At 67.0% G+C, this 24472-nt stretch carries 22 protein-coding genes; 5 read left to right on the top strand and 17 right to left on the bottom strand.

What is annotated here, in order from left to right:
- Positions 1-151 precede the first annotated feature (151 nt).
- Entirely contained in the window at positions 152-715 is a 564-nt protein-coding gene (locus ACIBG7_RS27205; protein WP_397338071.1) for a hypothetical protein, read from the top strand.
- A 156-nt stretch (positions 716-871) separates the two neighbouring features.
- On the opposite strand, the gene ACIBG7_RS27200 is transcribed toward ACIBG7_RS27205, so the two are convergent.
- The 6 genes from ACIBG7_RS27200 to ACIBG7_RS27175 form a co-directional block, all read right to left on the bottom strand.
- Positions 872-1342, bottom strand: a complete 471-nt coding sequence (locus ACIBG7_RS27200; protein ID WP_397338070.1) for a hypothetical protein — start codon at positions 1340-1342, stop codon at positions 872-874.
- A complete protein-coding gene (locus ACIBG7_RS27195) occupies positions 1339-1791 on the bottom strand; it encodes a hypothetical protein (protein ID WP_397338069.1) in 453 nt (150 codons plus the stop codon). The genes ACIBG7_RS27200 and ACIBG7_RS27195 overlap by 4 nt, the downstream gene beginning before the upstream one ends.
- Before the next feature lie 176 nt (positions 1792-1967).
- Positions 1968-2540, bottom strand: coding sequence for a hypothetical protein (locus ACIBG7_RS27190; RefSeq protein ID WP_397338068.1), 573 nt, complete (start codon positions 2538-2540; stop codon positions 1968-1970).
- A 136-nt stretch (positions 2541-2676) separates the two neighbouring features.
- A complete protein-coding gene (locus tag ACIBG7_RS27185; RefSeq protein WP_397338067.1) occupies positions 2677-3159 on the bottom strand; it encodes a hypothetical protein in 483 nt (160 codons plus the stop codon).
- Positions 3160-3370: 211 nt separating this feature from the next.
- Entirely contained in the window at positions 3371-4375 is a 1005-nt protein-coding gene (locus tag ACIBG7_RS27180) for a DUF932 domain-containing protein (protein ID WP_397338066.1), read from the bottom strand.
- A gap of 265 nt (positions 4376-4640) precedes the next feature.
- Complete coding sequence (locus ACIBG7_RS27175; RefSeq protein ID WP_397338065.1) at positions 4641-5705, bottom strand: hypothetical protein; 1065 nt, start codon at positions 5703-5705, stop codon at positions 4641-4643.
- Positions 5706-6264: 559 nt separating this feature from the next.
- On the opposite strand from ACIBG7_RS27175, the gene ACIBG7_RS27170 reads away from it, so the two are divergent.
- A complete protein-coding gene (locus ACIBG7_RS27170; protein ID WP_397338064.1) occupies positions 6265-7020 on the top strand; it encodes a hypothetical protein in 756 nt (251 codons plus the stop codon).
- 75 nt (positions 7021-7095) lie between these two features.
- Here the strand turns inward: ACIBG7_RS27170 and ACIBG7_RS27165 are convergent, their stop codons facing one another.
- Together ACIBG7_RS27165 and ACIBG7_RS27160 are read right to left on the bottom strand one after the other, a co-directional pair.
- Positions 7096-7365: a hypothetical protein gene (locus ACIBG7_RS27165; protein WP_397338063.1), complete on the bottom strand. Its 270-nt coding sequence runs from the start codon at positions 7363-7365 to the stop codon at positions 7096-7098.
- Between the two features lie 1030 nt (positions 7366-8395).
- Positions 8396-9763: an ATP-binding protein gene (locus tag ACIBG7_RS27160; RefSeq protein ID WP_397338062.1), complete on the bottom strand. Its 1368-nt coding sequence runs from the start codon at positions 9761-9763 to the stop codon at positions 8396-8398.
- 282 nt (positions 9764-10045) lie between these two features.
- Between ACIBG7_RS27160 and ACIBG7_RS27155 the strand changes: the two genes are divergently transcribed.
- Positions 10046-10435, top strand: coding sequence for a helix-turn-helix domain-containing protein (locus ACIBG7_RS27155; protein WP_397338061.1), 390 nt, complete (start codon positions 10046-10048; stop codon positions 10433-10435).
- A gap of 47 nt (positions 10436-10482) precedes the next feature.
- Here the strand turns inward: ACIBG7_RS27155 and ACIBG7_RS27150 are convergent, their stop codons facing one another.
- The 4 genes from ACIBG7_RS27150 to ACIBG7_RS27135 form a co-directional block, all read right to left on the bottom strand.
- Positions 10483-11421, bottom strand: a complete 939-nt coding sequence (locus ACIBG7_RS27150; protein ID WP_397338060.1) for a BTAD domain-containing putative transcriptional regulator — start codon at positions 11419-11421, stop codon at positions 10483-10485.
- Positions 11422-12636: 1215 nt separating this feature from the next.
- Positions 12637-13434, bottom strand: a complete 798-nt coding sequence (locus ACIBG7_RS27145) for a helix-turn-helix domain-containing protein (RefSeq protein ID WP_397338059.1) — start codon at positions 13432-13434, stop codon at positions 12637-12639.
- A gap of 62 nt (positions 13435-13496) precedes the next feature.
- Positions 13497-14012, bottom strand: a complete 516-nt coding sequence (locus ACIBG7_RS27140; protein WP_397338058.1) for a DUF6879 family protein — start codon at positions 14010-14012, stop codon at positions 13497-13499.
- The gene (locus ACIBG7_RS27135) at positions 13993-14232 is read right to left on the bottom strand and encodes a hypothetical protein (protein WP_397338057.1); all 240 of its coding nucleotides are present in this window, start codon (positions 14230-14232) and stop codon (positions 13993-13995) included. Before ACIBG7_RS27135 ends, ACIBG7_RS27140 begins: the two co-directional genes overlap by 20 nt.
- Before the next feature lie 243 nt (positions 14233-14475).
- Here ACIBG7_RS27135 and ACIBG7_RS27130 point away from each other — a divergent pair, with 243 nt between their 5' ends.
- Together ACIBG7_RS27130 and ACIBG7_RS27125 are read left to right on the top strand one after the other, a co-directional pair.
- Positions 14476-14703: a hypothetical protein gene (locus ACIBG7_RS27130; protein ID WP_397338056.1), complete on the top strand. Its 228-nt coding sequence runs from the start codon at positions 14476-14478 to the stop codon at positions 14701-14703.
- A 1-nt stretch (position 14704) separates the two neighbouring features.
- The gene (locus tag ACIBG7_RS27125; RefSeq protein WP_397338055.1) at positions 14705-16300 is read left to right on the top strand and encodes an XRE family transcriptional regulator; all 1596 of its coding nucleotides are present in this window, start codon (positions 14705-14707) and stop codon (positions 16298-16300) included.
- Between the two features lie 93 nt (positions 16301-16393).
- Here ACIBG7_RS27125 and ACIBG7_RS27120 read toward each other — a convergent pair whose 3' ends face one another.
- From ACIBG7_RS27120 to ACIBG7_RS27100, 5 genes are all read right to left on the bottom strand, one after another.
- Positions 16394-17311 carry a hypothetical protein gene (locus tag ACIBG7_RS27120; protein ID WP_397338054.1) on the bottom strand — a complete coding sequence of 306 codons (918 nt, stop codon included), beginning with the start codon at positions 17309-17311 and terminating at the stop codon, positions 16394-16396.
- Positions 17312-17446: 135 nt separating this feature from the next.
- Entirely contained in the window at positions 17447-18544 is a 1098-nt protein-coding gene (locus ACIBG7_RS27115) for a hypothetical protein (protein WP_397338053.1), read from the bottom strand.
- Between the two features lie 147 nt (positions 18545-18691).
- The gene (locus tag ACIBG7_RS27110) at positions 18692-20524 is read right to left on the bottom strand and encodes an ATP-dependent helicase (RefSeq protein ID WP_397338052.1); all 1833 of its coding nucleotides are present in this window, start codon (positions 20522-20524) and stop codon (positions 18692-18694) included.
- A gap of 11 nt (positions 20525-20535) precedes the next feature.
- A complete protein-coding gene (locus ACIBG7_RS27105) occupies positions 20536-22512 on the bottom strand; it encodes an ATP-dependent nuclease (RefSeq protein ID WP_397338051.1) in 1977 nt (658 codons plus the stop codon).
- Positions 22513-22847: 335 nt separating this feature from the next.
- On the bottom strand, positions 22848-23912 hold the full coding sequence (locus tag ACIBG7_RS27100; protein WP_397338050.1) for a sensor histidine kinase: 1065 nt from the start codon (positions 23910-23912) through the stop codon (positions 22848-22850).
- Between the last annotated feature and the right edge of the window lie 560 nt (positions 23913-24472).

Below are 24472 nucleotides of genomic sequence, written 5' to 3'. Positions count from 1 at the left end.
CGCTGGCATGGTGACAGCAGAGCCTGACGTCGTATCGGCCGTAGATCCGCAGGTGAGCGGCTTACCCCTTTTTGGAAACTCGCGGTCACGCAGAGCGATGTAACCGATACTGGGCGGGAGATCTCCAGCATCTCTAGGTGAAGGAGCCCCCATGTCCACTGTCCGGCCCGCCCCATTCCCACTCGTCGTCAGCCTCTCCGAAGATCTCGACGAACCGATCAAGCTCCGAGCCAAGCACAAAGTCGCCGACATGCTCCTGCTCGAGCGCAATCACGCCAGGCGCCTCGATCGCGGCTGGAACGTGCCCGGCGCATACATCCTTCTCGACCGCCCCGACAGCGAAGGCCGGTGGGGAGCCTACGTCGGCAAAGCCACCAATCCCGGCCTCCGCCGTCGGGTGCTGCAGCAGGTCAAAGAGCGTGACCATTGGTATCGGGCGCTGCTCATCCGCTACGCCTCCAACGACGACGAAACGCTGAACAGCAGCGAAGCCGCATGGCTCGAAAGCGAGCTCTACTACTGCCTCGACAGCTCCGGACTGGTCGACCTGCACAACCGCAACCGGCCCCACGACCCCACCCTGTCGCATATCGACGAGGTCAGCCTTCGCGACTACCTGACTCCCGTCGAGTCCGTCCTCCGCTTGATCGGCCACACCCACCACCCCCGGAGCCTTGTCACAACGATCACGCCCCGCCTCCTCGCCAGCGTCTAAGGAACTTGTGACGGACGTGAGCGCCCTCAGCCTTGAGTTATGTTTCTCGCTGGTCCAAGCAGCCCACGCGTCGGGGTGATCCGGTGGTGAAGGCGGTATGCCCCGGCCAGCGCACTGTGATTGTGCTGGGCGGGGCATGCCTCCTACATCACCGGATCAGCTAGCGCCGTACTCCTCCTCGCTGTCTTCGCATCCGTCGTCCTCGTCGTGGGGTTCTCCGCCGAAGATCCGGCAGGCCCGTTCCTCCTCGGTCGTGAGGACTACGGCCGCCAGCTCGGGGACGCCGGTGTCGAGCGCCTTGTAGAGGCGGTGCCAGCCGTCGATGATCAGCATCCCGCTACCGGGGACGGTGATCACGATCAGCGGCTCGGACATGTCCACCTTCGCGGCGTGCTCGGTGTCGATGGCGACCAGGTGAAGCATGCCCGACCACTCCCTCGGGGTGATCCGGCCCTCCGCTTCCCGGCCCCGTGCGAACTTCTTGGCGGCGGTGACGTTCCATCGCCAGGCCAGCATCTGGAAGAACTCCACCTGCGGACGGCGCTCCCGGCCCGGCGCAGGCTTGTCCGGGATCGCCGTCGAGGCGGCATCGAGGGCGCGGCCGTCGGGCGTGCTGTGCTGGGTCATGCGGTCATCTCCTGCTCGTTCGAATGGGCCGGAATCTGCTCGGTGCAGGCCGGCACGAGGTTCTTGACTTGAGCCATGAAGGTTCGGGCCGCGTCTCGCCGGATCAGAGCCATAGCCCGATCGAAGTGGGCGAGAGCGAACTCGCGCTCGACATCCGGCCCGAGGACCTCCACCGACAGGGCCACATCGGGCGCGACGGTGTCCTCCTCGAGGTAGGGGCTGACCCAGGCGACATACCTGGCCACCATCTGCTCCGTGGTCCGACCCCGACCGCCACAGGCGTGCTGGATATGCCGGTCGACGAGCAGCCACCACGTCGCGAGCGTCTGGGCGTGCAGGCTGTCGTAGAGCTGCTCGGCGGTCAGCCGTTCGCCCCGGCCCAGCCGTCGCCCGATGTCCTCGGCGTTGTGCTGGCGCATCTCGCGGGCCTGCTCGATGACCCCCTCCACCGACAGTGCCGCGCCGGAAGCCGGGCCGCTGGTAGGGCGGCCGAGAACCGGAGACGGGGCCGGGGTTGGTGGCGCGGGTTTCGGGGTGTGGGGGTGGTGCGGGTTCCGCATAGGGCTGTCCTTTCGTGGGGTGCGGGCGTCAGTGCCGGGCGGCGCTGACGTGGCCAGTTGGCCGTTCACGGGGTGTTCGCCGTGGATGAGGGCACCCCCGGCGTGGGCGGGGTCGCGGGCGAACTGTCGGGGGTGTCGCGGGCGCAGGGCGTGCCCGGTGCCGGGGCGTCGGTGCCGCCGCCGGACTGGACCTTGCGATGGATCAGGAGCTGGCTGCTCGTGGCGAGGAAGTCGCGGGCGGCCATGCGGGCGGCGTGGGCGAGGGCGTGCTCGAACAGCGTTCCCGGCCGCGCGGCCGGGGCCTCCTTGGTCAGGAAGTGGCGGGCCCAGGAGCGCACCCGCACCACCGCGTGTTCGCAGGTCAGCTTCTTGTGGGTGATCTCGCCGTCGACCAGGTCCCACCAGGCTCGTGTGGTCTGGGCGTAGACGGCGGTGAACAACTGCTCGCCGCCGAGGAACCGGCCGTTCTGCAGGGCGATCACCGCCTCGGCCGCTGCCGCGTAGTGCGTGTGGCGGGCGGTGGTGATTGTCAAGCTGATGAGCTCGTCGATCGAGGAGCACGCCTGCCCAAGTGAGGAGGTGTCGCCGACCACTCCGCTGGTCGGTGGCGGGTGGCCAGGCTGCTGGCGGTCGTTCATGATGCGGGGTTCCTTTCGTTGGTGGCTCAGAGCCGGTGGACGTGAGAGGTGAGGGCTTAGCGCCGCCGTCTCGCGGCGGAGTGCCGCCTCCGCGCCCGGGCGGGCGGCGCAGGCAAGCGGGCTGGCCGGGCTGGCGCTAGGGCCGGTATCGGCCGGCCGCGTCTTCCCGCGCCGCCCGCACAACTCCGGCGGCGGCTGCGCGGCTGGCAGGCGGGTTGTCGGCCGGACGGTTGGCCCGCGCGGGTGGCAGGGTCAGCGCGTCGGCCAGCGGGCGGGTCGCGTGCAGGAACTTCTGGGCGGCGGCACGGCGTGATTCGGCCATGGCCAAGGCGAAGGCAGAAGCGTGGGTGCGGGCAGGGAGCAGGATCAGGTACTGCTCGGCGTTGTGCCGGACGGCCAGCAGCGCGGCCCCGCCGTCAACGCTCTCCTCGCGGCCGTGGGTAAGGTCGGTGACCTCCTGCCACCAGCTCCTCAGGTGGTAGAGGTCAGCCACCTTGCCGAGGGCGTGGTCATCCAGCGTCCCCTCCTCCTGGATGGCGTTGACCCGGATGAGGGCCTCGCCCAGCTCATAGTCGGCGTCGACAGCGTGGATGATGATCAGGTTTCCGAGGCGACCCATGGTGTTCTCCTTCGTGATCGTGGGCGGGGTTGTTCGGCGGGCCTTCCGCCGGGCGCGGGGCTCTATCGGTCGAGGGGGAGTGGGGCTGCGGGGGCTTTCCAATGCGCACGCCGCCTAAGGGGGCGCGGGTGCGGCGTGGCCGCGTGCAGGGTTACGGCGTTCGGCCGGAGGGCCCGGCGCGGCCCGGTGAGGGGCCGCGCCGGGCAGCCGGTCAGACCGTGGCGAGCATCCGAAAGGCGCGAGTCTTGATCTTGGCGTTGTCGTGGTCGTCGAGCAGGGCGCGCTCGGCGCGTACGGTGGCGACGTCGCGGCTGCCGAACACCGGGCTCTTGTGGTCCAGCCGCTCGGTCACCGCGTTGTAGGCAGCCCACCGCGTATTTCGAATCGGCTCCTGCGTCGGAGCCTCGCTGAACAGGTACTCCAGCTCCCGCATGGTCAGGTCGTGGTTGCGCTTGGCGAGCTCCTTCGCGTCCGCCGGAAGCGGGTGCAGGCGGGTGGCGAACTGGCGGAACTCCTTCACATCCATCGGGATCGCAAGCAGCTTCTCGGCCTCAGCCGCGAACGCCTCACCGTGCTTCCACGTGAGCTTGAGCGCCTCGCGCGCTTCGGCGATGCGCCCGGCGACGTTGCCGGTGTGGCGGACGGTGAACTTGGAGGCGTGGTTGGCGAGCGCGGCTCGTTCGGTGTTGGCGCACACCACCCGGACGGGGGTGGCGACCGTGGTGAAAGCGCCCCACCCGTCATGCCGGGAGAACGCCGCCAGGTACAGGTCGATCTGGTCGAACCCGCCGACCATGAGCGGCTCGGGCAGCCGCATGGTGACAAACACCCGCCGCCCGTGGTTCAGCGAACCGCCGGTGTCGAAGATCGCCCCCGACTCATCCACCAGGGTCTGGAGGAAGCCGGTGACGTCCTCGTTCTGCAGGACCTGATAGTCCCGCCCGACCCGGCCGAGCCGCTCAGGCTCGCCGGTAACCGGGTTGGTTCGGACGACCAGGAAGTCCTCATCGGTGACGACCGGCTGGCCAGTGACCGGGTCGGTTACCTGGCCGACCGGCACCTTGCGCACGTTCCACCCGGCGAGCTGCGATCTCGACAGGAGTTCCTCGGCGGTCATCGGGCCGGGAGCGGTGTAGCCGAGCCCGTGCCAGCCGGGCTTGCCGGCGGCGGCGAATCCGGCCGAACCGTTGGCGAAGATCTCGATCTCGTGAGCCATGACATGTCCCTTTCTGAGGTGCCGGCGCGCGGCGTGGTGGTGCTCGGGCAGGCGAAACAGACGCGATGCCGTCGCGGGGTGTGGGTTGGAGGGTGAGCCCCCGGCGTGTGAGCCGGGGTGCCGGTGATCAGCGGGGGAGGGGCATCCGCCCGATGCGGGGGCCGTGCGCGGGCGGGTCGTTGCCGATGCGGGCGGGACAGTAGGGGAGTCCCGCCCGCAACCGGGCCGGACCGGGCGGCCCGGTCAGGGCGGCCTGCCCACCCGGCTACGCCGCGTCGGCGTCCGAGTCGTCGGCGTCGGCGTCGGCGTTGTTGGCGGTGGGTGCGGCGGGCGTGGGCTGGGAACTGGGGGACAGGCCATACCGGCGGGGCCGCTCACACGTCAGCACCGCCTCCTCCAGGCTGACGAGCCGGTCCAGGGCGTTGGCCACCGCGCCCGACGAACGGTCCAACGCCCGCCCGATCTCGTAGGGGGTGAAGTCCTTGTCGGGGAACTCGACCAGGTGCGCGTGCACCAGGTCCCGCAGCCCGCCCGTCCGCACGCTGCCCCCGATGCCCGCCGCGCCGCCACCGGCACCCGGGCGGGCCGCCGGCACCGGACGAGCCGGGGTTGCGGTGCCGGTCAGCGCCGCCCGCGTGCTCCGGTGCGCGGCAGTGACCTTGGTCATCGCCATTTCGAGGCATCCCAACGCCATCACGGTGTTGCCCTCGTCCTTCGCCGAGATCACCCCGCTGAAGAGATTGAGCAGTTCCGTGAGCTCGGTGCGGGCCCGCGCCCAAGCCGGGTCGTCCGCCACCGGCTGGGGTGCGTCGGCCTCGTGGGCCGCGTCGAGGTCACCGTCCGCCCTGTCCCCATCCTGACCGACCTCGTCCCCGATCAGGTTCTCCTGGCCTGCGGCCTGCTCTTCCGGCGCCGGGTCGGCCGACTCGATGTCGTCCGGGGCGGTGCCCGCCTCCGGCTCAGGCATCGCGTCAACGCCCGAGACGCCGGTGTCGGTGCCGGTGTCGGGTGCGGTGATCGCCTCGGGCGCGACATCCGGCGTCTCAGGGGCGGCGGCGGGCGCGACGTCGGCCTCGGTCGGCTCGGCGGGGTCGGTCGGCTCATCGGGGTCGGTGGTATCGGCGGAGGTGGGGGAGGTGATCGGGTACCACCGGTCAGCCGCCCGCCCGCGCCCGCTGTCGCTGACGCCCGGCTCACGCCGTGCCCGGCCGTTCGCCTCGAAGTCGTTGAGGATCTTCCCCGCTGCCATCCGGCTCAGACCGGCCGCCGCCCCGATCGCCGTGGCCGACCCGCCCGGCTCGGCGTTCAGGGCCGCCCACACGGCCATCACACGCCCGTCCGTGTCCGTCGCGGGGTAAGGGGCCAAGGCGACGGTCGCGGGTCCGTCAGCGGCCGTCAGGGGCGCGGCAGGACCCGTTTCGGTAGCGGTGATTTCCGCATCAGCGGGGGCGGTTTCGGTAGCGGTCGTTTCCGGGGTGTGAATAGCCATTTCGTGACGCCCTTTCCGGCTGAATTCCCGGCCCTGTCCGGGCCGGTGTTTTTCGTTTGCGTCACGACCATCCCTCGTCGATAACCCGGATGGCAAGTCGACCCGGCAACAAATGTTGTCACCCCAACGGCTGGAGAGGCTGACCTAACTAAACAACCGCTGATCTGGGAAAACATCTCGCGAGAAGGTCGATGTCCAGGCTTGACATCAGAGGCCGGCCCGGCTCTTCACCTAATAAGAAGACGACAGCGAACGATGCCGTAATGCCCGAATCCCAGGACGAGAATCTGCGAGATGAATACGCATCCCGGTTGACATCAACACGGCAACGAGCGTCCATGGAATTAGGCGGGAATCACCGCCGGAAAATAGCGCCGGACCACACGAAAGGGCACACCGCATGACACACAACGACCCCGGAAACGGCAACGGGACCGACCCCACCGCCTGCCTCACCGTCAAACCCGCGCACGCCCGGGCCCTAGCCGACCACGGCCCCGGATGGGCGATCATGTGGGACGACCGCAACAGTCAGCCCGTCATCGTCCGGCCCGCACGCGGCGACGACGGCACGCTGCTGGAGATCTGTGGCTACGAGGACATGTTCGGGCTCGGCGGCGATTGCGACACCTGCGGCGACGCCCACACCTGCGACACCTGCCGGCCGGGCGGGCAACCCGACTTCGAGACGATTGCCGGCCACATGAGCGACATCCTCGGCGACACCTACTTCAGTCGCGCCGACATCGCCGCGTGCATGCCTCTCACGTTGCCCTACACCCGCGCCCTGAGGGCCTACGGCTACGAACGCCGCTCACAGGGCAGCCGCCGCCCGGACAGCAGTTCCACCCGCATCTATGACGCCTACGGTCAGGAGTACCGCTCGCCTGAAGGTCACCGCATGGAGGTGAGCATCCCGCTGACCGCGCCCGATCCCGGCCACGCGGACGCGCCGTCGCTCATCATCCGATGGATCTCTCTCGGCCGCATCGCCCCCGGCGGCACCTATCCCCGCACGTATCTGCGAGCCGATACCCCGGCCGCCGACGTGGCCGAGCTGATCGCCGCCCACGTGGCCCTCCACCCGCCCGCCCCCGCCGCGCCGGACCCCGCCACAGGCGGGCCTGAGAGCGCCGCCACGCCCGCCCCCGCCTAGCCCCCCGGCCGACGCAACCGGCCCCGGCACCGCCCTACAGCGGTACCGGGGCCGCGCGTCAAACTCCCCGGCCGGTCAGCTCACGTCGGCGAACCCGTACCCGGTGGCGTCATCCAACGCCGCCAACCCCAAACATTCCGACCCGCACGGTTCCCCCGGCCCCGCATCGCACGCGTCACACTCCCGCGCCGGATCCGCCGGACGGAAGATGTCGATCATGCCGCCCGGCAACGCGGCCGGGTCCGCCACGTAGCGGGCCGGGTTCAGCACCACATCCGTGGGGCGAACTTCCGTCGCCGCAACCGCCATGAACTCCCCATCGAATTCGCCCGCACCGTACGCCATTTCTTTCACCTTTCTACTTCTTCCCGCTGACATTCTTATTTTATCTCGATAGCGCCGCCACTCCTAGGGTGTGTGGCTTTTTCTCGCGCCCGAAAGGTAAAGTCTTTCGGTCATTTCCCGGCGTCCGATCCGACGCTGCCTGGCCGTTGCCCGCGCGTCCCGCCGGTGCGTCCCGTCCGCCCACATCCCGGTGATCAGCCGAGACGATGGCACTGCTCGCCGCACAGGACGAGGCGGCCGCGAGGGCCGGCCCGCGGCCGAGCCGCGGGCCGGCAAAGGCTGATGGAAGAAAGGCTGGCGGGAGAAAAGCGGCGGAAGGATAGAAGAGAAGTTGACGCTTTCGACGCCTGCGAGAACGCGCGCACACATATTCAAAGGAGTCGCTTGTAAGCGATTCGGGGCGGCCAGCGCAACAGACGAAACCCGCGTGACCTGAGGAGATGACACGCCAGGGGGCGTCGCGATCTCAGTGGCTACAGCGGACGCAACACCAAAACGCGACACCGGATGCGACACCGATCAACACCCCACCAGCGGATTCCGCAACACCCGCCGAACACTCACCCGTGTCCGGCCAACCCCCACACCTGACCCGTACGAACCCGAGGTGGGGTCGCCCTTCCGCAGCGTAGGACGACCCCACCAGCCGGCGTGCCTCCAGCGCCCACGTACGGACGCCGTATGCAGGAGACGGCGGGATCGCCTCACCCCCTACGCGAGGCGACCCCGCTCAGAACCGTGCATCTCGGCACCCGGTGCGCTGGGCTGCACGGACCGGTATTGACCCCCGCCTCAGACCGGGCGGACAAGCACGTCCCGGCCATCACCCGAGGCCAGTGCGGGGAAGTTCGCCTCGCCCCTTTTCGCGAGGCGAACTCCTCCCTAGCCCACCCACCTTGGCCGCTCCGTACCGCACGTACGGATAGGGCGGGCGGACCGGTATCAACGCCCACCTTGATTCCCGATGTCATGCCCGCGCGGCCCCCCACGCCGCGCCCCCGCTCCGGCCGTGCACCACCGGGAATCGACCTCAAGCAGCGACGGGGGAGTCCGGCGCTGAGAGTCTCGTCCGGGCCCGACGATGACGAGGCCCGCCCTCGCCCACCCGCCCCGTCCCGCCGGCTGCGTCAGCGCCTTGCCCCGTGCGGGAGCCTGACCGTGAACGGCCCCGACGCCGACCCAGCCGCCACCACCCGCTCGGCCACCACCCCGACCGCGCCCCGCCACTGTCAGCAACCGCCCACGTTCCCGTCACCGAACACTCGGCCACCATCATCCCTAGCGACGGCCCTGCGCCCGTCAGCGGGCCACTCAGTCCCGCACCGGGCCCACCGTCGACCCGTAGCCCGCCCGCGGCCCGCGTTGACGCCGGGATAGGCGGAGGTGAGCTCGTCCTGATCCAGCTCACGCCCGGTTCTCCGCGCAGCAGCTCGTCCAACGTCGGCAACGCCAGGGCAGGATCGGGCACCCGATGCTCAATCGCGACAGGCCCGGCCGGGTTCGCCTGGGCGTGGATCGGCGGCAGCGCATACCGCAGCTCCTGCGGATCGGTCGCGCTGACGATGACCTGCTTGCCCCGTATCGCCAGCCACCGGTAGCGCACCACGAGGAACGCCCAGTCGGGCCAGTTGCGGCGCAGCTCCGCCAGGGCTTGCTGCGCCCACGGCTCCTGCCCGAACGCCGAGACCCGATCCGTTTTCCTCCCATGGTCGGAACGGACGGCGCTCCGGCCGGCGAGATCGACCACCGCCACCGGCCCGGTCACCACCAGCTCCCGCGCGCCAGCCGCACCCGCGTCCGCTGCTGCCGTACACGGGCGAACCTCCTGCGGCCTTACCGAAGCCCCAACAGGATTAACGGTGAGCGCGAGATCCGCCCAGACCGCGTGCCCCGTGACCGCATCGCCCGCCGCCCCAACCCGGACCGCCAGCGCCGCCACCCCGGCCAGGCCCCGCCCGTCCTCAGCCGTCTCCGGTACCCCGTCCGGCGAACGCGAGAAGTCCGGAACAGGGCCGCCTCCCAGGTCATAGACCACGATCCGCGCTGTCTCTATGCCGAGCAGCACCTCCACCACGAAGAACCCACGGCCCTGCCCCGAACGCGTATGCCGCAGCGCGTTACTGACCAGCTCGGCCGTCACCCACCGCGCATCATCGGCCCGCTCCGTGTCTGCCAGGAGCTGGCCGACCATCCGGCGCGCAAGCGCCGACTGATCTCCCCGCCCCGGGAAGGCCCGCCGCCAGGCCATCCCCTCCCAGACCCGCCGCGTCCGGAAGGTCGACATCACCAGGCCTGGCGCCAGATCGGGGAACTGCTCCGCGGGCGGCAGGCCAGCAGGCGGGAAGAAGGAGCGGCTCGGGTCAGGTGAGGCCGGGTGTCGGGGCGTGTGAGTGTCCATCGGATGTCCCTTCGGGCGATGCCCCGGCGCGGCGCTGGGGCGGCCAGCACGATCACTTACCTCGCCGCCCGAATCACACCCCCAAACCGCCAGCCTGCGCCAACCCCGCCCCGGCCTGCGGCGACACAACTCCCACCCCGCGACCGGCCGTAGGGATCGACCCGACGATCACCCCATCAAAGACTGGAGCCCCTCCACGCAGGCCGCCTACCGTCCCCCGTACCCCGAACGCGGGCCCCCGGCACAACCCTCGGCGCACGGCAACGAAAGGGACTCCACCGCATGTCCGCTACCGGATACCAGGCGCTGCTCGATTGCCGACGCCGCAGCCGATACCTGCGCGAGCACGGCTTCACCCTCGACCAGGTCGCCGTCATCCTCGCCCTTGACCACCCCGCCACCCCGCTGCGCCTCTACCGGTACGCGGCCGGGCTCACCGCCGCCCAGACGATCGAGGCCTTCCACCAGCTCGCCGGAACCACCGGCGCTGGACTGCGCGAGTCCCGCCTGTATGACTACGAGAACTGGCCGCAGGCAGGCCGGCGCCCCTCCATCTCTACGCTCCGCCTTCTGGCCCGCATCTACGGCGCCCACCCCGCTCGCTTGCTTACCGCGGCGATGATCGCCACCTACCCGAGGCGCGACCAGGAGGCTCTCCACGACGAAGGGTGAAGCCCGTCCTTCTGGAACTCCACCCTCCGTGCTCCTACTCCGGGGGGTTAGCGAAGCAGGCGCTCGTACAGCTGCCGTACCTGAACACTCGGGACCGCATCGATCTCCACCAAGCGCTCCCGCATCAGCTCGAACGAACGCCGCACCGCGAGATGACCACCCACTTCGGCCTGAACCGTCATCAACCGGCACCACAACAGCTCGTTGTACGGATCGATGCGCTCCACCGCCAACTGCAAAACGTCGACCGCACGGCCGGGATCATCCGCGCGCACCAGCTCCGCCAGACGCTCAGCGGCATTCACCGTGTGCCGCTGAGCCGCCTGCCGTACCGGAACCACCCATAGATCGTCGCGACCGGCCAGCAACGGCCCCCGATACAAGGCCAGCACCTCATACAACGCCGACACGCGCGTCGCCTCGTCGACCGCGGTCGAGACCAGCTTGCATGCCTCATCGAAGCGCCAGAAGTCCACATCGAACGACGCCGGTGGGAGCAGGCGCCGCTCGCCGGACTTCACCACGAACCGCACGCCGGTCGCGCAGCCGGTCGCGTGCCGCATTGCCTGGTTGACCTCGCGTACCGCTGACTCCAACCTGCGCGCGCCCCGCTCGTAGTCGCCTGGCCACAGCGTCTCGACGATGCCCTCGGTCGGCATGCCGTCTCGCGATACCGCCAGCAGCGCGAACAGATCTCGCGCCTCTGCCCGCCCGAAGACCACCTCCTTTCCCGCTGAGGTCACCCTCGGGACGCCGAACACCTCGACCTTGGTCTTCCCCGCTGCCACCGCAAAGCCGGAACCGACGGCGCCAGGCGCAGCAGCAGCCGCCGAGACGACGGTCGAAGAGGCCGGCACTCCCGATGGCTCGCCACGTTGCTCGGGAGCAGGCGCGCCCAATTCCAACCTTTCCGCGTCGTCGACCGGCCCCACCTCGACGGGCTCGGCTGGGGGAGTCCGCAGACCGGCAGCCAGCGCGATCGGCAAAGCGACGCCTGCGTCGGAAGTGCTGTGAAGCAGACCGTCACCGCCCCCAGGAGGCCCTTCGTGGCGTGAGCCCCCGCGGGCCAGCCCGAGGCGGAACCGCATCCGGGAGATCAAAGCCGCGGCCAGTCCCATCACCAGGAGCCCGAACGCCAGCGCGGTTACCCACGGTCCGGTCAGGCTCTGCGGAGAACGGGTATCCGCCACTCCGGGAGAAGGCGAAGCCCCCTCGTCCGCTGGTGATGGTGAGACGGACGGCCTCGGAGGCCAGGGCGTTGCATTCTCTCGAGATGTCGGCGGCGTACCTGCCTTGTGTGGACGATCAGCTGCCTGGTGCGCATCGTGGGCTGAGGACGGGGCGGGAGTCGGGTTGGTGCCCTGCGGGTTCTCGACGGGCTTGTCCGGTACGTCGGTGTTCTCATCGGTGCGGGGCCGGCGCTCTTCTGAGACAGGAGCGTTTGAATCCGCTTCTTTCTTCGGGTGGGGGACAGGTGATGCCATCGTTGGATGACGGCGCGACTGCTCCAGCCGCTCGCCCAGATTTGGCACCCGCCCCGCATCCAGGTCCTCGTTTACGGATGCGCACCATTTGTCGATGTCGTATATCTCGCGCGCCTGATCCGACACCGTCGGGCAGTACGGCTCCGCCATAGCACTGGTCGAAGAGCAGGCCGTAAGTAGGAGTGCGGCGGTTAGTGCTGGACGCGCGAACGGAACCCATAGTCCGGTTCCGCTCACTATTCCAGCATTTGAGAAGTCCTTCCGAATCATCGGAAACCTCCGGAGGGTTGATAAATACACCTCCGAATTACCGTCGCACTACTCTAGCTACGCTCCGAAAAGAGAACGCGAATGATAAAACATCACCGCATGCATTTCCGTAGTGTGCGCACGATCAGCTGCTGTAGTGACCTGCTCCGCGTCCGTGCGTGCCGTGCACCGTCACTCCTAACAGGGTCTCGAACGTCCCGCCGTACAGCGCGTCCTCATGCGGCGGATAACCGTAGCTGGCTCGTCACCAGATCGACGTTCACCTTGGCCTCTCGAACAGGAAGGACACCTCCTGCGGCCACAGCCTGCCCGCTCGGTCGTGAACAGGATGATTTCTGGCGACACGGGGAACTGCGCGCGACGGACAGTCAATAACCATCGAAGCAATCCACGCCACCGAAACAGACTCGCGCGTGCGTCAGCCGCAACTCGTCCTTGGTCCCCGCCTCAAGCGTCGAGAGCCGCCAGCGCGGACGTGATCAACTCGCGAGCCCCCTTCCCGTACATAGCCAGCTCGGCCAGATCGGAGAACACCGCAGCGTACGCCCCGACCTCGTGCGCCTGGGTGAGGGTGAGATGCCCCGACACCAGTTCGACGGTGACCTCGCTGTCGTCGAACATCCAGAACCCTTCCATCGGCCAAGCCGACGTCCGGACCGCGCCCAGAGGGATGATCCCGAGCGACACGTTCGGCAGCACCCCCGTGGTCAGCAGATGGCCGAGCTGCCCAGCCATCGCCTCGGCCCCGCCGATCGGGTGACGCAGCACGTTCTCCTCCAGCAGGATCGCGAACCGGCGGTGAGGATCGTTGATCACGTGCTGCTTGCCCATCCGTACCCGGACTGCCTCATCGATGTCATCGGCCAGGCCGCGCCGGCGACGCAACGTCGTCAAGATCGCCTTCACGTAGGAGGCAGTCTGGAGCGGGCCGGGGATGAGCTTGCTGGAGTAGATCCGGAAATGGTTGGTCCGCTCCCAGCGCGGGATCACCGCCCGCTGGGACACCGCCAGCCCAGAGCGCTCCAGCTCGCGCCACGTCACGTAGGTGCCCTCGATCGCCTCCAGGGAGGACACGAGATCCGGCGCCTGGTCCGCCGCGCCGCACACCTCGCACCACACGCGGACGTCGTCCGCGCTGGGCGGCCGCCGCCCGCACTCGATCCGGGACACCTTGGACGCATCCCACCCGGCCCGCTCGGCGAGTTGCCTGCCGAGCAGGCCGGCGTCCTTACGGATGCTTCTCAACCGGCGCCCCAGGATCTGGAGCGCCTGCTGAGCGCTGGAGGACGAGGACGGCATGCCGCTGCTCACACCAGCCGGTAGTCCTGGTGGGGGACAGCGCGCTGCCACACGGCCTCGAACGCGTCCCGGTAGAAGGTGATCACCGAGTCGGTGTCGACGATCTCGGTGTCGACCTTGTCGCCGGCGCCGCTGAAGTGATGGACAAGAAGGAGCTGCCCGTCGAACAGCCAAAAGTCGTTCGCCGGGAGCGGCAGACTTGTCGCGTTCCGGCGAGAAAGCCACCGGACCTCCTCGCCGGCCCTGACGTTCGGAACCGTGCAGCCGTGCTCGAAACGGATGTAGTCACTCACCGGCTCGGACACAATCCGCGCCCGCCGTACCCGCACGCCTCGCGAGGTGGCGTCGACGATGTTCTGCAGCCAGGGGCGCCACCAGGAGCGGCGGTCGTTCAGGTCGATTCGGTGCCCGGCCTTCCATGCATGAAAGGCGGGGTCGTCCGCGGTGTAGCCGTCGCGCAGCTCAAGGTGGAGAGCGGATTCCTTGCAATCGGCGAGGAGTTGTTCAACGGGTGGGGGCGGCACCGTTGACCTCGGGGAAGAAGCTCATCAGGCGCTTAGGGAAGCGGATCACGTTCTCGCCGGGTGGCATTGGGTTCGCGCTGGCCAGTTCGGCGAGCTGCGTGAGGGCGGCGAGGTCGGAGACGGTGTAGCCCTGGATGAGGTAGTCGTCGCCGTCCTCCCACACCGTGGGGGAATCGCCGTCGTTGCTGTTGGGGTCTCTGCCGAGGAATCGAAGAGTCATGGCGGTCGGTCCCTTCTCACGATCGGACATGGCTCGCATGACAACCTTGCGTCCGCCAAGCATCGGCTGCAAGAGAAATGCCCGGACTTGCCAAACGATCACGGGCAGGGACTTCATGGCCGTCCCGCGGCGCCAAGTCCTGGCAAGACCGTTGAGCTCGCTCAACTCGCATTTCTACCGTCCGTAACAGAGCCCTTCCCGGCTGCTTCAAGCCTGGGCTGAGAAGCGAAGGCGGTGGATGGCATGTCCATAGGCTTCCGGGTCGAGCAGGAGTACCTGCGGCACAGGATGACGCCGGGCCAGCAAGGCAACGAGATCGCCCGTGCACGAGAGCAGGACCCGCCCCGGCAGATCCCGCCCCTCGTCCAGGAGCTCTTGCCGAAGCCGCCCGGTATGAAGCGCATGGCCGTGCGCCAGGACCGTCCGGCCGGGCACACCCCGCGCATCGACGCCACGGGCGGGGGCCAGTGACGTGGGCGGCCGGCCCCAGAACATGTTCCTGGAGACCGCGTTCGCGCGGGGGATCCGTGCCAAGGGTCTGGCCGAGCAGTTGTCGCTCCGGCAGATCGCCGACCAGATCTACCAGGGCGGACGTGAACGGTTCGGCACCACACAGATGAAGGCCGCCCGTCTGGCCCGCGGCATCAAGCTCCGGGATGTCGTGGAGCAGATCCGGGCGCACTTCGAGCTGGCGGGCCGCGATACGCCCGGCATCGGGGAGACGCTGCTGTCGGCGTACGAGTCGGGTCTGAAACGGCCCGGACCGGAGTACCTGCACTACCTGTGCACCGTGTACGAGGCCGATCCGGAACAGCTCGGATACTCCTCCGGCTGCGTGTGCGGCGCCCCCACGCACGCCCGCGTGGTCCGGCCCTCGGCCTTCGAGCCGCCTTCGGCCCGCCTGCTGCACGAGCCGCCGCCTGCGCCCTCCCTCCGCGGCGGCACCACGGCGGCCGGTAGCCGGTGGACGGCAGCGCTGCACGACATGCTGCTGCAGATCCTGTCTGGCGGGCACGCCGGGCCGGAGGAGGTGCAGCAGGTCGTTGCGGCCGCGGCAGGCATCCGGGACGAACTCGACGCCACACTCTCGGCCACCACCATCTCCTCGACGATGGTGGACCACTGGGAAGCCTCCCTCGGCTCCTATTCCCAGCAGTACCTGACCGAGCCGCCGCTGCGCGTGCTGCTGGACGCCGTCCTGGACTTCTCCCACCTCATCCCGCACCTGCGCAACCGGCAGCCGATCGACGTCCAGATACGGCTGTGCCGGGTCGCCGCTCACCTGGCCGGCCTGGTGGGGATGCTCTACATCAACGTCGGCGACCACCGCCAAGCCCGGACCTGGTTCCGGACGGCGCGGCTGGCCGCCGACGAAACCGGCGACCGGGCACTGCGCGGCTGGGTCCTGGCCCGCGAGGCGTTCCTGCCGCTGTACTACGGCACCCCACAGGAGGCGCTCTCGCTGGCCAAACAGGCGCTCAACGTCGCCGGCCAGACCGGGACCGCGAGCGTGCTGAGCGCTATCATCCAAGCCCGCGCCGGCGCTCTGCTGAGCACCGACCGGCAGACCGACCAGGCCGCAGCCGTCAGCCACGTCAAGCGGGCGATCACCCGCGCCCGCGCGGCCCTGGCCTGCCTAAGGGACAGCGAGCGCGGCGACCCAGTGTTCGGCTACAGCGAGGAGCAACTGCTGTGGCATCAGGGCGAGGCGATGGCACGCATGGGTCACGCGATGGAGGCCGAACTACTCCTCGAGAGAGCCCTGAAGCGGACCACCGGCCGCGTGCTTGATCTCGCGCTGACCAAGCTCAGCCTGGCCTGGTGCCGCATGCTGCAGGAGTCACCCGCTGACGCGCTGAGCCTGGTGATCAACGCGCTCAGCGACCTCCCCGAGCAGAACCGGCCCTATCTGGTGATGTTGCGCGGTCATGAACTGGAGCAGCAGCTCGTCCGGCGCGGCCATGGCGACCATCCCGACATGGCCACCCTGCGCCTCCTGCTGTGCTCGCCCGCCGAGACCCTCCACCACAGGAGGGACGACTGTTGGAGGCTGAGAATTGTGATTTAATAGACGCCAATTATTATGATAATAGCCATGCCGCCTGTAGTGGGCGCATGAATCGCTGCGCCTACTCAGAGTAATTCAGCCCCTGTTCTAGGATCAGCTCCCCAGGAGGGTGTAGGCGCTGATGAAGACTTCTCCGGTTCGGGCGGCGTGCTGCCGTTTGCGGCGGAGCAATTCCTGCAAGTCGATACGGCCGTCGATGACGGCGCTGAGGTCAGCGCCATCCATAAGGATCATTACTGGGCGCGCGTGCGAATAGACCTGGATAGCCGTGTCCTGGTACCCATTCATGGACAAGAAGAGTCCGAGGGTGTTGTCTAGCTTCCGGTCTATCTTGCCCTTGAAGGAGTCCAGCGCGGCGACTGCCGCCTTCTCCTCGTGCCACTTCGCTTCGAGCAGGAACTCGCTTTCAAAGGTGAAAGCACCATCGATCTGCTCGCCGCTGATCTTGAACGGCGCTTTCGCATCGATATCGAACAAGGCGAAGAGCCCGTTTAGGAATTTCTCCAAGGCGTACCCGCGGGGTTGCGGAGGTAGGCTGACGATCTCATGGAAGAGGTGCCTCAGCACGTCGAGCTTCTCCGCGAACGCCTGCTGCATTTCTGCCTGCGCTCGGTCCATGGTGCGTCGACGCTCCGCCTCTTCCTCTTCGCTGCGGAGCCGACGATACGGTCCTACTTGCTTTCGCAGCGTGTCCAACGCCTCCACGGCCTCGGCGTAGCGGACTTTGCCGTCCTCTAGTCGCTTGAGGTGCGCGGGATCTGTGATGTCGGCGGTAGCGAGGATGAGATTGAGCAGGTCGTCGAAGTGACGGTGCTGGTCGGCGGCCAGGCTATCTACGAGGCGGGCGACGATGGAACGCTTGTAATCGGTCCAGTCGAGGTGTGCGACCAGCTCACCTCGGTCGAGGCATGAGCTGAGAAATGCCCGAAGATCCTTCTTGTACCAGAATGCCAGCGCGAGCGCCTCCTTTAAGGGGTGGAGAATAGCAGGACTGACACGCTTCGTGCTCATACGGATCATTATAGCTAACTCTTGGCCCACTGCCAGGATCACAAGTGCCTGACAGGAGCAGGTTCTACGCAAATCGTCTCAAATGTGAGAGGAATTTCCCCTAATCTGTTTGGAACCGCCAGTTCCGGATGCCCACTATCTATGGCGAGACAGCAGGTCATCAAAGAACTGCCTCAACATAGCTTCGGCTCCCGACCGCTTGAGCTCATAGCCACCAAAGCGGTAGACCTCATAGCCCTTGAGTCTGAGCTTGCGATCCTCAGCCACCATCTCCGCGTAGAGGCGAGGCGACGCAATCTCCCCCTCGGCGTAGTGTTGCTGGCCGTCAAGCTCGATGACGATGCGCACGTCATGGGGAAGCAGGAGAAGAAAGTCCATACGCTCGCGCAGGAGTACGCCGGGCTGTCCCAGCCGCTCTCTGCGGGTGCGCGGGTCATAGTGCAGATATACCTGTGGCAGCAAGGGTGGCTGCTGGTGCCCAGCTTCACCGCCATAGCGTTCACAGTAGGCCCGGAAGATCATGCGCTCTGGCTTGAAGTCGGACGACTTGGGAAGGCCGGTGTCGAGTGATGCGGACAGGTGGTTGATGGCTCTCCACCAGTCCGTCAAGTCGGCCAGCGAAAGGCCGGTGTCGGACAACGGTCGATCATAGAACAGGCAGTGCTCAGCGTTCTTGGTGATCTCAACCAAGTTGTTTATCGCGTCTCGGAGCACGATCTCCGGCTTGGGGCCCTTGGAGGCGAAGATGATGTTCTTTAGCTCGCCGTCCACTCCGCAAATGGCTCCGTCGGCCTGGCGGTCTTCCAGCTCGCCAAGTTGACGAAAGATGGGCTCGAAGGCGCCTTGGAGATAGCCACGACGCGCCCCCCACCCTCCGGGGCCAGACATGTCATTGGCGCTCCAATAGCCGTGGAAGCCTTTGAAGTCTCGGAAGGGCAGATCGAGTGTAGTGCCGAGACGCCTCAGAACGGCGCGGAGCGAACGCAGGACCAGCGCGATGTCTTGGTCCTCCAAGTTTTGGTCACCGCTGGTGCCGAAGGCTACGAGCTCGTCATGAGCGAGGGTGGCCAGGCCAAAGGCGGCATCAAGGTCGCTCGTGCCATCAAGAGGCTTTTGCCGAAGCTGATCGACAAGGCGCGAATCGAGGAGGAGGCCCATACGCCGTTCTGGATCGAGCCCAATGAGATCCCAGGCGGGGTTCTCTTCGCTGACTAAGAAATCTCTGGGCTGCATGACCTGATTTTACGAGTGCATGGACAACATGTCTTGATCCACGGGACAAGATTGTCCCCGGCGATCCGCCTGTCACACATCCCGCTCACTGAGCACTAATTCTTAGCGGGGATCGAGCCCGCTGTCGGCCCGCCTAGGCCGGGTCGGCTATGTCAGGCGTTGAGCCATTTCTTGCACGAAGGCTGACGGCCCTCTCGATATCCAGTACCCGTTCTTTGTGTGGTACCCCTGGCCGGTGATCAGGTGCACGGTCGCTTCTGCACGGGTGAGAGCAACATAGAAGGCCCGTCGTTGTTCTGCGATTTCCGTCGCCGTTGGCCTGCGCCAACTACCCTGGTCAGCGATGTCGCGAGGGATGATGCCATTGAGCAATCCAGGCAGAATGACCGTGTTGAACTCCCGGCCCTTCGCTGCGTGATAGGTGGTGAGGAGGATCTTGCCGATCACCTGCTCACCTTGGGCAAGGTCTTGCAGCAGCAGGCTTCTTGAGCGACACAGGCCAGCGAGGACATCGAGGCCAGTGCTGTTGTCCTGGTCGGGATGCGCCGCCGCTACTGCGTCCAGGTCTAGGCTCTCGCGCAGTTGATTGAGCCATTCAATGGCGGACGCGTCGACTGGATAGGACGGCTGAGGGTCGAGACAAACTTGCAGCGCTCGCGGCAGTTGTAGTCGAGATGCAGGTGCGGGAAGGCCAGCCTCGGTACGCAAGGTGGCGAGGGTGCGAGCCAAAGCGGCGATCGTTGGTGCTTCCGACCGCCCGAGCATGTCGGCGCGGGCGGATTCGGGAGAGGCATGAATCTGGGAGTTGGCTACGGCACGGCTGGCGCAGCTTTGGACGAAGCGGGACAGACTCCCAGCGGGAAGCCGGTCGTCGCGCTCGTGGAGGAAGCTCAGATGACGCGCGGCCAGTTCGTCGAGGACGGCGTCAAGTACCGGACCTCGCTGCGGGTAGAGGATTGCTATCTGCTCAGCGGCAATATGCAGGTTCTGAGACTGCTGGACAAGGTCACACACAAGGTGCGCATGAGACTCAAGCCCTCCGTCGACCTGGGTCAGGTTGACTTCGCCGGGAGGAGCGTCGTCGCGTGCGCGGCGGCCCCGTTGCGCTCCTAGCGCGGCTTCGGCGGCCGTGATGATGTCTTGACCGCTGCGGAAATTGACGCTGAGCTCCAGGTTGCGGAAGTCATCCCGAGTGGCCAGCTCCATCAGGTATCGGGCATCGGCACCTGCGAATCCGTAGACAGACTGATCGGCGTCCCCCACGGCGAAGACAGTGATGCCAGCCAGATCGTGGAGAGCCACCACCAGGTCGTGGAGGACGCCCCCGAGGTCTTGGTACTCGTCGACGACGAGGTGCGGGAAGCGCGCGTGAAGCACGTCTCGAACGGGCTCGTAGGTACGCACGATGTGCACAGCTCGAATCACCATGGCTTCGAAGTCGACTACTCCCTGCGTGGCGAGTCGTTCTTCGTAGAGACGAGCCGCCTGCACCTCTCGCGCATCGAAGGAGTCCAGTGGTTCGGCGCAGGCCAACGCGCGGCGGATGCGGATGTTGTCGCTGGTGCGGTACTGGGCGAGCGTCTCGGCAATGCCGATCTCGTCGAAGCAGGACTGAAGCAACGTGGTGCCTGCTGTCGTACTCAGAACCTGTCCCGCTTGGGGGGCCGGTTGATTAGTGAGGGGGGCGAAGGCTCGCAAGATCTCGTTGAGGCAGAAGGCATGGACCGTGGAGCAGGTTAGCCGTCCCTCCGCGCGCACGCCCGCGCGGAGGACCCGGCGGCGGATCTCATCAGCGGCGGCGTTGGCGTAGGTGATGCAGGCTACGCCTCGGAACGGGGAGACCTGGGTCTGCAACAAGTAGCCGATGCGTGCGACAAGGGTGCGGGTCTTGCCACTGCCCGGCCCCGCCCGCAGGACGACATTGCCAGGCTGGAGGACCGCTGTGCGCTGCTCAGGGTGAAGGTCTTCGAGTTCCTTCAAGAGGGCGTTACTCAGCTGCATTGGTGTCCTGCTGCTTGCTGTCCAGGTGCCTCCGGGCTTTGGAAGAGCATGATTCCGCGGACTGTGGAAGAGACCTGGTTGAGGGCGAGGAAAAGGTAGGAGGCAGGGCCGAGCCGGCGCAGGGCCTTATCGTCCAGAGGTACGCAGTCATCGGTGATGCCTGCTGCCGCGCGGAGGCGAGCGGGTAGGTCGATCTGAGCGATGTGGGCGGCGAGCCGTTGCGCGAAGCGGCCCTTTCCTAGATCAGAGATGCGCTCGAGCATGGCCTTCCGAACGGCGTAGTCGATCGTGATGCTCTTTTCGTTAGCGACGCCGTTGCGGACGTCCGACCCCGCAGCTTTTCGGCCGTCCAGCTCTTCAAACGCTGTAATGATCTCGTTGCCGAAGAGGCCGCAAAGATCCGTTTCCAAGGTCTGGGCGCCTACGTAGACGCCGATGCCCTCCAGGTTGGCGGCGAGGGCGGCGCGGTCGTTGCGATAGGTGGCGGTGCCGAGTTCGGGCAGCTTGCCGATCTCGGTCACGAGCGTCTTGGTGCGGGTCTGGTCGGGGTGGAGGTTGGCGCCTCGCTTAAGCCCAGCTTCCCGCTGTCCATTCCTGGCTGGGGCGGCGTCGCCATCGGTGATGACCACATGCGGGGTGTTGAGGCCGTTAGGGCCGAGAAGGGCGCAGTAGGGTTTGAAGTCGGTTCCGTGGACGCTGGCAACGACGGCTCCGTAGGCGTCGAGATCCAATCCCGCAGCGATCGCAAGGGCGGGCAGGATGTAGAGCTCGGCCAGTCCCTCGGTCAGGATGACGGCGGAGGCGAACAGGACCTCAGCGCGACTGACGTCGAGGTAACGTTCCAAGTCGGCTGCTTGGTCAGCACTGACGGGCAGGGCGGCCGTGCTGGATCCAACGGTGCCGTTCTCGGTTGCGCGTAGGACGATGAACGAATGGATCGGGGTCACCGCAGCGATGTGTGGACTGTGGGTGGTGAGAATGAGAGACTGCCCGGTGCGCAGCAGGTAGCTAAAGAGATGGCGTTGCAGGCCGACGTGGAGATGTGCCTCGGGTTCCTCGACGGCTACCAGAGTGGCAACGAACTGCTCATCGAGGCGTTGTTGCGTGAGCGCTTCGAGTAGCAGGCCGAGGTAGATGACGTTGGCGCTGCCCAGGCTGGCATCGGAGATACCTCTTCGACCGGCCGCGTCGAAGAACAGCCGGATGGCGCGGATGAGCTCGTCCGGCTTGGAAGAGGCGAAGCCGAGCGTCGGTTGCACGGCCAGCCGGGGACCGAACATGTCCCCCAGCCGGTTAGTCAGATGCTGCTCCAGCTTCGCTACGTTGTCATCTGCGGTGAGCTGGTTGACTGCGGCCGTGACTGCGTCGGCCGTAGCTTTCAAGTTGGCTGGATCCAGAGGTAGACGCTCAAGGAGATCTCGTAGCGGACTGCGCCGCCAGTTATGGAGGTCGCCGGCGGCATCGCGCATAGCTGGTAGAACACGCAAGGCAACCTCGCGTCGAATGACGCGGATGTCTTTGGTCTCGTCGGTGCCTGGGAAAGTGACGAAGTCGTAGTCCTGCGGGGTCAGCGGCCGGACCGTGGGTTGCAGCGCAGCATTGATCTCAGCCTGAGGGGCGAAGCGGTAGGTCAGCCGGGCGGTGTATGGCGAGTAGCTCACCGCGGCGGCGGACAGAATGCTCTTGGCATCGTCGTCGGAGTCGAATCCCTGCAGCTCCACCACAACCGTTACTTCGGCTCCGCCGGACAGCCCCTTCGGATGTCCCTCCCAGATATCTTCCTCGCGGAGCATGCGTCGTGAGTCGGGTAGTGAAGGGTCGAGGACCAGGCGAATCGCTTCTAGCAGGTTGGACTTGCCGACACCGTTTTCGCCGACGATCACTGCGTGGGTGGGGACGTCCTCGATGACCAGGTGGTGGAAGTTCCGAAAATTGTGTACCTCAAGCCGGGAAATGTGAAGACCCATTCGCTCCTCGGTCCTCCTTCTCTTGCTGCTCTGACCCAATGAGCATTTCAGAACCCTCGGTGAACAGCTGTCCTGGAGCTCCGGGTTGCCCAGTGTGGCTGCGTAGCTCCGCTACCACCCAGATAAAGAAACCTCTCTCTCCGAGTGAAAGATGATCGTCTCGGAGGAAGGATCGACATCGAGGTGATGACAGAGAGCGATCCAGGCGCAGTAGGACTGACTCCAGCGAGCTTCGCCGCGAGCTGGTTAGTCGGGCTAGGCCGAGAAGATCGTGGTGTAGCCGGTGCGCACCAGCTCGTGGTCCTCGCAGATGAGCACCCGGATCGGCGTACTGGTCACGCAGCGCTCTTGGACGGGATGAGGGCCCGGACGGTGAACCCGCCCCCGGGCCGCGCACCGGCGGTCAGCTCGCCGTCCAGCAGGTCCAGGCGCCGGCGCAGCCCGTCCAGCCCCCGCCCTCCGGGCGGTACGGCGGGGCCTTCCGCGCGAGCGGACCCTTCGGTGGTCACCTCGATGTCGATGTGGCCGGCGCGGTGGTGGACCGTGACCCTGGTGGGCCGGCCCGGCGCGTGTTTGACGGCGTTCGTGAGGGCTTCCTGAACCACCCGGTAGGCCGCCAGCTCGACGTCGACGGCTCGGGGGAGCTGCTCGCCGTACTCGGTCAGTTCGACGGGCTGGCCGGACATGCGGGCCTGTTCGACCAGGCCGGCAACCCTGCCGAGGGTCGGCGGATGGTTCGTGAGCGCGGCGTCGCCGGTCGCCTCCAGCACACCGAGCAGGTGCCGGAGTTCCGTCAGCGCCTGCCGGCCGGTGTCGCCTATGGCGGACAGCCCCTGGCCCGCGCGTTCCGGCGCGGTGCCGACCAGGAACTGTGCCGCGTCGGCCTGCACGACCATGGCGGTCACGTGATGGGTGACCACGTCGTGCAGCTCGCGGGCGATGCGGGCCCGTTCGTCGGCGCCGGCCGCCAGCGCGGTGAGCCGCCGCCGTTCGGCCTCCTCGGCCCGCCGTCGGCGCATCGCCGCACCGGCCAGCCAGATCACCACCAGAACCAGAGAGAAGGCGAGGAAGTCGGTGATTCGGTTGGGGGATCCCAGCCGGCTCAGGACGATTGCCAGCGCGGCGTAGCCGGCGCTAATCGTCTCCGCGAGAGTACGACGATGCCTGCTCTGCTGGGCTCCGGCCGTGAGCAGGGCCACGTACAAGCCGATACTGGCGAACGTCTGCGGGTAGCCGAGCGCCTGATGAACGGCGAAAGCGGCACCGATGACGGCGAGACGGGCCGCCGGGTGACGGCTGCGAAACACCAGCGGCGCCGACTGCGCTACGGTCAGCACCACTGCCAAGGCGTCGGCCTGGCGCACCGGCAGGTCGCCGAGCTGCACCCCGATGACGGACAACGTCGGTACGAATGCCAGCGCCGTGAGCCCGCCGTCCTTGACCCAGGCCTGCCGGGCTCTCCACCAGACCGGCCATGAGCGGACGGCCAGGGGAAGCTCACGATCATCGATGTAGTCTAACGGCCCTCTCTGCGTGCACCTCGCGGGGCGCTCAGCCCTCGACGCGGGCGCCAGGAAGGATGACAGGGTTTAGAGTATTAGGTCGCCTTCGGGTCTTGGCGTGGGCTGTGGGCGTCGCGGGGCGGTAGGCTCACGCAGCACCGCGCCCTCGCCACTGTTCGGCGAGGGTCAGCGTGGATTAAGACCACCAATGACCCTTGGTGATCTTAATGCAGATCTCGCGGCCCTGCTGGTTGTCCTTGATGAACAGAGAAGCGCACACGAAGCTCGGCGTCGGGAAAGTCTCATCTACGGGGAATCTGAGCCAGGCGCGTCCCACGGAACAACTGGTGCCACCACTCTTTTCCCATCTTCTATATTGCTGGTCCCCGTTGGCGCTGACCCGGATGACCGCCCGATAGTCGCAGATAGTTGCTCTCCAGCTGGCGCCCCAACTGGCT

The organism is Nonomuraea sp. NPDC050328 (genome assembly GCF_044459405.1).
Lineage (GTDB): Bacteria > Actinomycetota > Actinomycetes > Streptosporangiales > Streptosporangiaceae > Nonomuraea.
Note: the sequence above shows the minus strand (reverse complement) of the source record. Positions and strands in the feature narration are given on the sequence as shown.